This window comes from Vibrio sp. 1F253, assembly GCF_041439295.1.
Lineage (GTDB): Bacteria > Pseudomonadota > Gammaproteobacteria > Enterobacterales > Vibrionaceae > Vibrio > Vibrio tasmaniensis_A.
The window spans coordinates 214,535-220,876 of record NZ_JBGONU010000002.1; the positions used below are offsets into that span (position 1 = coordinate 214,535).

Consider the following 6,342-nt stretch of genomic DNA (forward strand, 5'->3'; position numbering starts at 1 on the left):
TAAAGGGATAAACGCAATGAAAAAGATGGAATCCGGCCCCGTTCAAGCGATTAACTGGAATCGTATGATTGATGGTAAAGATCTAGAGATTTGGAATCGCCTGACGGTTAATTTTTGGCTGCCTGAAAAGGTACCTTTATCCAATGATATTCAAACATGGAAGCAACTAACTGAAGAAGAGCAAACGCTAACGATTAGAGTTTTTACCGGTTTAACGTTACTCGACACGATTCAGAATACGGTGGGTGCGCCAGCCTTGATGGAAGATGCGAGAACGCCTCATGAAGAAGCGGTATTAACCAACATCGCGTTTATGGAGGCAGTTCATGCTCGTAGCTACTCTTCTGTATTCTCAACTTTGTGTACTACGCCGCAAATTGATGAAGCGTTTCGCTGGGCTGAAGAGAACCCTCTGTTACAGAAAAAAGCACAGATTATCCTCGACGATTATTTGGCTGAAGGCGACCCGCTAAAGAAAAAAGTGGCCAGTGTTTTTCTAGAGAGTTTCTTATTCTATTCTGGGTTTTATCTACCCATGCATTGGTCGAGTCGGGCAAAACTGACCAATACAGCGGATTTGATCCGTCTGATTATTCGTGATGAGGCGATTCATGGTTACTACATTGGATATAAATTCCAACTTGCTTACCAATCTCTTAATGAGGAAGAACAGGCGAGAGTTAAGGATGAAGCTTATTCATTAATGTTCTCTCTTTATGAAATCGAAACACAATATACCGAATCGCTTTATGATCCTGTTGGCTTAACTGAAGATGTTAAGCACTTCCTACATTATAACGCTAACAAAGCGTTGATGAATTTGGGGTTTGAAGCACTGTTCCCTGATGAACTCTGTCAGGTTAACCCAGCTATCATGGCCGCCCTATCGCCCAATGCTGACGAAAATCATGACTTCTTTTCTGGTTCAGGATCTTCTTATGTCATAGGTAAAGCTGTCGCTACTGAAGACGATGACTGGGACTTTTGAACAAATAGCCCGAGTATGAACTCGGGCTTGAAAGAGGATTACTTGCCCCTGAATCGACGTCATCGTTTTTTAAGGTTTGCCGTTTGAAAGTAGGTCACTTAGACGGCAAATTTTGCTTTAACTCTAAAAGCATTTTATAAGCACTTTCGCCAGACATTTCGTATGGGTTAAATTGCTCTGAAGTCGAAAACTGTAAGTTCAACAGTTCAGTCAAATTAGATTGCGGAATGTCTCCCATCGACCAATCTCCAAACTCTCGACAATCAACTTCTTTAAAATACAGTATGGTCACTCTCTCGTGTCGCTTATCGTTTAGGATGTGATTGTAGGTATGGTTTACCGCCTCCCTAGAGCCTTCAATGCATTGAAGAAAGTACTTTTGGTTATGACTGAGAAGCCCTGTTAGATGGCTCTGCCGGTTGTGGTCTCGTGAGATAGTGAGTATTTCATCCAGTGCTTTGGAATCACAACATTCGGAAAGTGTACTGACATAAATTAACCGAGTTAGGAACATAGGCATCATTTCGAATTTTTGTTCAAAGGGTATTAATAAATATAAGCCAAGCTCATGGAATTGCGAGTTATTGGCCTAATTGTCACTCGGTGGCTTTTGGAAGAGAGGATGGTGATGAAGTAGCAAAGGACAGCTAGCAAGATGCGCTAAAATGAGCCGAATGTTGTTCATTCAATCATTCTAGCGACCTGCTTGCATCGAGTCTCTCGTTAGTCGTTAAGAACCGAAATCGATTCGACGTTGGACGATGCATCGAATCGAACATTGACCAATACGCTTTCACGTTCGAAAGTCACATCATCAAAATCAGTGGCTGCGATCTTAAATCCATTCCTTGCGAATAAACTGGTCACTGTTGTTCGTTGTTTCTGTTCCATGGCGCTTGTCAGTAGTTCGTTCATTGTGATCTCCATTAAGTAACCGTGTGCATAGTGTAAGCGTACAGGGTCTACGTTATGAGTTCAATTGCTTAATTAATAAGCTGTGTTGATGAGTTCAATTGAATGATTTTTGTATTTCAAAATGTGATGAATGAGAGGGTGGATGGCCGTATTACCTATGATAAATATGGCGTAATGTGACCACCGTTCAGTATAATATTGGGATAGAAATTTATCTAAAAATTCAATGTAATAAGTGGTTACAAATCGAACTAGTGTGGTTTGTGGTTTTACGTTTTTTCGAAATTACTTTGTATTGGTTCAGGTTATTGCGATGTCGCATCTTCGGCATCCTGTTTTAATCTTTAGCCATAAACTGACTTGATGACTTGATGACATGATGACTTGATGGATTAGTAATTCTGCCGTTGCTTTTTGGATGTTGGATTTTTTCAATTTAAGCGATAAGTCTTTGATCTAATGAGCAAGAAGGAACGTAATTCTGTTCATTTAATTGAAGATGAGCAGGTAATGATGTTATCTAAAGAGACTGAATCAAGAATTATTGAAATGGCGTGGGAAGACAGAACGCCGTTTGAAGCAATAGAACTGCAATTTGGTTTAAATGAATCAGAGGTGATTCTCTTGATGCGCAGTCGTTTGAAGCTTGGCAGTTTCAAGTTGTGGCGTACTCGCGTTTCTGGGCGCTCTACCAAGCACGTAAAACTTCGTAGGTCAGATGTATCTAGAGGTTATTGCCCAACTCAGTATAAGCATCGTTAAATTGATACTTACGTAGATTTGTAGCCTCAATGGATATCTCTGTATGGAAAAGAAAGGAATAAAAGGAATGAAAAAGTTTATTACTCTATTTTTGGTATTGCTCTGCTTTGGTGTCAGCCATGTTCAGGCCAATGATGCGCGACTTAAGCAAGCTTACCAAAATCACAAAAGTGATGTTCAAGTACGTGGGTCGGGTTTAGTTTCACGATTACTTCCAGACGATAATAAAGGCTCTCGACATCAGAAGTTTATCTTAAGGCTCGACAGCGGACAAACTTTGCTGGTGGCACATAATATTGATTTAGCTCCTCGTATTCAGGGATTGAGAAAGGGCGATAGAGTTGAATTTTATGGGGAGTATGAATGGAACAAGAAAGGTGGCGTGATGCACTGGACCCACAAAGATCCTCGGAATCACCATGCTCATGGCTGGCTAAAGCATAATGGGAAAATATACGAGTAGACGCACTTGGCATGGCATCTCTGCCATTAAAGAGTATCTATAGAGTGTTAGAGATAGGCGGTGGAAAGCATGTCTCTCACTGGGTTTTGTTGTAACTTGTTTTTTTGTAATTTAATAATTTGAGGCTTTATGATTGAAGTGAATTATTTAGTTCAAGTCGTGAGTATTCCTGATGATCTCATTGAAGCATCACAGAAAGCGGGTTCAGACTTGTATATGACCTACAAGCTTTATCAGCTGCTTGTACAGTCTAATCTTTTGTGGCGAGTTTGGTATATCGATGAATTTGGCAAAGTTTGGCTTGAAGTCAATTTGGTTAATGATGTGGGTGACCCAGAATTTCATACGATAGCTTTAGATCAAGGTACTTATCTGAAAATAGACACGGAATGCTATGAAGTGTTGGATGAGTTGAAATAGACGAAAAAGCCGATGGTTCGGCTTTATCATTGGCTCTCGATAGGTCTATTTGTAAGCTAACTTCGCTTGGTTATTTTTACATTAAACCCAACAGGAGACATCGTGAACGCAAACTGTTCAACCACAGCTTCAGGGGCTTGTTGTGGCTCGATGCTGAATTCTTTAAACAATGTATGAAAGGCGAGTTTAATTTCCATCATGGCCAATGAGCGTCCAGGGCATAGCCTTGCTCCTCCACCAAACGGCTGAAGGTTAGAGAACGAAGCGCCATCTTTTTCTACCCAACGATTCGGGTTAAACGTTGTTGGATCTTCAAATAAATCAGGGTCAAAACCATTCGCGTGTAGCATTACAAAAACAGGTGTGCCTTTTTTTACTTCGATGTCACCAATCTGAGTGTCTCGTGTGGGTTCCAAATAAAGTTGTGGTGCTACCGGCTTTAATCGCATGGCTTCATACATCACCGCTGTCATATAAGGTGTTCGAGGAAGCGGCCATTCTAAGACCTTTCTCTTCCCTAGGGCGTCAAGTTCAACTTGTAAGGCTAACTCACTACTGCGATTGCCGCTGATTAAGAACGCCATCCATGCCAGTGTATTCGCTGTGGTATCTTCACCCGCTAATAGAAGGGTAATAGCATTTGCAACAATATCTTGGTCAGTTAATGAGGAATCTTGTTCTTGTTCCAATAACATGATTTGTAGCATGTTCTCTGGTGAGTCTTTAAGGGCTGGTTCGTGAAACAGACGAGTTCGTTGTTTTTCAATACACCCATAAACGAAATGCCCAATGTCTTCCAAACTGATATCAAACAGCTTGTCTTTTTTCGTTTTGAAAAAACGCCACAATGGAATTGGAGAGCTACAGCGTTGATTTATTACCGGAAATACGTTTTGTAAGCTTTTACTTAGTGGCACAGACGTTTGTTCTATCGAGTTAAAGTCTTCCCCGAACGCTAGTAGAGGTGTTACATCGACCGTGTATTTTTTAAATTCTGTTACGAGTTCGACCACTTCTCCTGATTCCGCTAGCATTTCAAAGTGCTTTCCTAGGCGCTCTGTAATCACGCTTAACTGAGGATGAAAATGTTTAAGGTGACTCGGCTGAAACATAGGTTCTGTTAATTTTCGTTGATGCTTCCAACGTTCTTCTTCAGCAGAGAATATGCCATTAAGACCGGCTTCATCAAATACACTTTCGATGCTTTTTAAGCGGCGAAATTCATCTGGTCTCGATTTCAACACTGACTTGATTTGAGCTGCATCAGACAATACAAGTACATCCTTCAAGCCTAGCTTTAAACGGAAATGAGCACCGTACTCTTTAATCCAACACAACATTTGCTGATGAACATTGGGCTGTTTTAAATAGCTCACATGTCCTAAAACACCAGAAGTGGGTGGCATTGGTAGTTGCTCAATTCGCTTCATTTGCATTTCCTTATGTATATCATTGATGGCGCGTAACAATACGGAAGTTACGGCTAGAGCGATAAGTAACTTCAGCATCTAATTTAGCAAGTTTCATGGTTTGGTAAGTAAAGGTATGTAAGTGAGTGGTTAGCCGCAAAGTTTACGAAACTTCGGACTCCGAGATTCCCCGACAATTACTTAACGAATATTTTTGATAGTGGACTAATTACGCCGTTGGCTCCTCTATCTATGATGTGAGTATATATTTGCGTTGTTTTTAGATCGGTATGTCCAAGCTGTTCTTGAACTGTTCTAATATCAGCACCGCTTTGAAGAAGGTGCGTCGCAAATGAATGCCTTAAAGTGTGGCAGGAAATGTTTTTCTCAATATCGGCTTTTTTGCTAGCGACCTTAATGTGTTTTTGTAGTGCTGTTGGATGAATATGATGCCTACGTAATTCACCTGTTCGTAAATCGGGTGCCAGACGAGCAGAAGGAAAAAGAAATTGCCAATTTAAGCTTCTTTCTGCACTCGGGTATTTTTTAGCTAGAGAGTCGGGCAGGTATACGCCAGAAAAAGCTTTATCATGTATATCTTGCTGATAGTATTCTGCGGATTTCTGTTGTTGTAACTTGATTGAAGGGAAAAGCTCGGGGGCTATTGTCACTATACGGTTCTTTCCTCCTTTTCCTTGCCACACTCGCACTGATTTGTAGTCATAGTCGATGTCTTGCATTCGTAAGCGTAGACACTCCATCAACCGTAGGCCTGACCCATACATTAATTGGTAAGGTAATTTGAAGTTAGGTGAGCAGTGGTTAAAGAACCTGCCAATTTCTTCTGGAGTCATAACCGTTGGCAACTTTCGGGATTTGTCTGAACGGCGAAACTGCATATCAAGTTCAATGGGTTCCTGAACGATTTCTTTGTATAAAAAGACTATCTCATTGAGGGCTAGGCTCTGCGTTTTCTGTGCTGACTTCCTATCAACAACTAAGTGCGTCAGGAAGTCTTCTACATGCCTCGACGTCAGACTTCTGGGATGCTTTTTTTAATGATAAAGAATGTACTGGTGAATCCAATAGATGTACGCCTGTGTAGTACGAAGAGCATAGTGTCTCCCCAACATATATTCTTGTATGTAGGCTAGAAATGGTGATTTTTGCATTTTAATTTTAACTGGTTATATATACATGAATTGCAGTTTGGCACATCAATTCATGCTATATAGAAAAAATCTGTATTTTGGGATTCAGGCAGATGCTCGTAGTGCTTAAGTTGCTGTTAGTTTTCATAAAAACGGGGTATGGTTAACTTCATCAAGATACTAGATAGAAAAATTCTATATTTAAATGCAGAATTTTTCTGTCTAAGAGCTGTT

7 protein-coding genes and 1 pseudogene are annotated in these 6,342 nt (G+C 40.6%); 4 read left to right on the forward strand and 4 right to left on the reverse strand.

Annotated elements, in window-relative coordinates; translation table 11 throughout:
• Window positions 1-16 precede the first annotated feature (16 nt).
• Window positions 17-988 carry a class 1b ribonucleoside-diphosphate reductase subunit beta gene (nrdF, locus tag ACED28_RS02195; protein ID WP_371702680.1) on the forward strand — a complete coding sequence of 324 codons (972 nt, stop codon included), beginning with the start codon at window positions 17-19 and terminating at the stop codon, window positions 986-988.
• 94 nt (window positions 989-1,082) lie between these two features.
• On the opposite strand, the gene ACED28_RS02200 is transcribed toward nrdF, so the two are convergent.
• Both ACED28_RS02200 and ACED28_RS02205 read right to left on the reverse strand, forming a co-directional pair.
• Window positions 1,083-1,502 carry a BLUF domain-containing protein gene (locus tag ACED28_RS02200; protein WP_371709185.1) on the reverse strand — a complete coding sequence of 140 codons (420 nt, stop codon included), beginning with the start codon at window positions 1,500-1,502 and terminating at the stop codon, window positions 1,083-1,085.
• Between the two features lie 209 nt (window positions 1,503-1,711).
• Window positions 1,712-1,903, reverse strand: coding sequence for a hypothetical protein (locus tag ACED28_RS02205; RefSeq protein ID WP_009847119.1), 192 nt, complete (start codon window positions 1,901-1,903; stop codon window positions 1,712-1,714).
• 510 nt (window positions 1,904-2,413) lie between these two features.
• Here ACED28_RS02205 and ACED28_RS02210 point away from each other — a divergent pair.
• The 3 genes from ACED28_RS02210 (at window position 2,414) to ACED28_RS02220 (ending at window position 3,548) form a co-directional block, all read left to right on the forward strand.
• Window positions 2,414-2,665 (forward strand): TIGR03643 family protein, encoded by a 252-nt coding sequence (locus ACED28_RS02210; protein ID WP_102250209.1) that lies wholly within the window; start codon window positions 2,414-2,416, stop codon window positions 2,663-2,665.
• A gap of 67 nt (window positions 2,666-2,732) precedes the next feature.
• Window positions 2,733-3,128, forward strand: coding sequence for a DUF3465 domain-containing protein (locus tag ACED28_RS02215; RefSeq protein WP_029225537.1), 396 nt, complete (start codon window positions 2,733-2,735; stop codon window positions 3,126-3,128).
• Between the two features lie 129 nt (window positions 3,129-3,257).
• Entirely contained in the window at window positions 3,258-3,548 is a 291-nt protein-coding gene (locus ACED28_RS02220; protein ID WP_009847116.1) for a hypothetical protein, read from the forward strand.
• A 56-nt stretch (window positions 3,549-3,604) separates the two neighbouring features.
• Here the strand turns inward: ACED28_RS02220 and ACED28_RS02225 are convergent, their stop codons facing one another.
• Window positions 3,605-4,978: a cytochrome P450 gene (locus ACED28_RS02225; protein WP_371709186.1), complete on the reverse strand. Its 1,374-nt coding sequence runs from the start codon at window positions 4,976-4,978 to the stop codon at window positions 3,605-3,607.
• 176 nt (window positions 4,979-5,154) lie between these two features.
• A pseudogene (locus tag ACED28_RS02230) lies at window positions 5,155-6,129 on the reverse strand (integron integrase).
• Window positions 6,130-6,342 lie beyond the last annotated feature (213 nt).

Bases quoted from the DNA above. Each gene is read 5' to 3' on its own strand.
- nrdF (WP_371702680.1), top strand. From the start codon at position 17: ATGAAAAAGATGGAATCCGGCCCCGTTCAAGCGATTAACTGGAATCGT.
- ACED28_RS02200 (WP_371709185.1), bottom strand. From the start codon at position 1,502: ATGTTCCTAACTCGGTTAATTTATGTCAGTACACTTTCCGAATGTTGT.
- ACED28_RS02205 (WP_009847119.1), bottom strand. From the start codon at position 1,903: ATGAACGAACTACTGACAAGCGCCATGGAACAGAAACAACGAACAACA.
- ACED28_RS02210 (WP_102250209.1), top strand. From the start codon at position 2,414: ATGATGTTATCTAAAGAGACTGAATCAAGAATTATTGAAATGGCGTGG.
- ACED28_RS02215 (WP_029225537.1), top strand. From the start codon at position 2,733: ATGAAAAAGTTTATTACTCTATTTTTGGTATTGCTCTGCTTTGGTGTC.
- ACED28_RS02220 (WP_009847116.1), top strand. From the start codon at position 3,258: ATGATTGAAGTGAATTATTTAGTTCAAGTCGTGAGTATTCCTGATGAT.
- ACED28_RS02225 (WP_371709186.1), bottom strand. From the start codon at position 4,978: ATGAAGCGAATTGAGCAACTACCAATGCCACCCACTTCTGGTGTTTTA.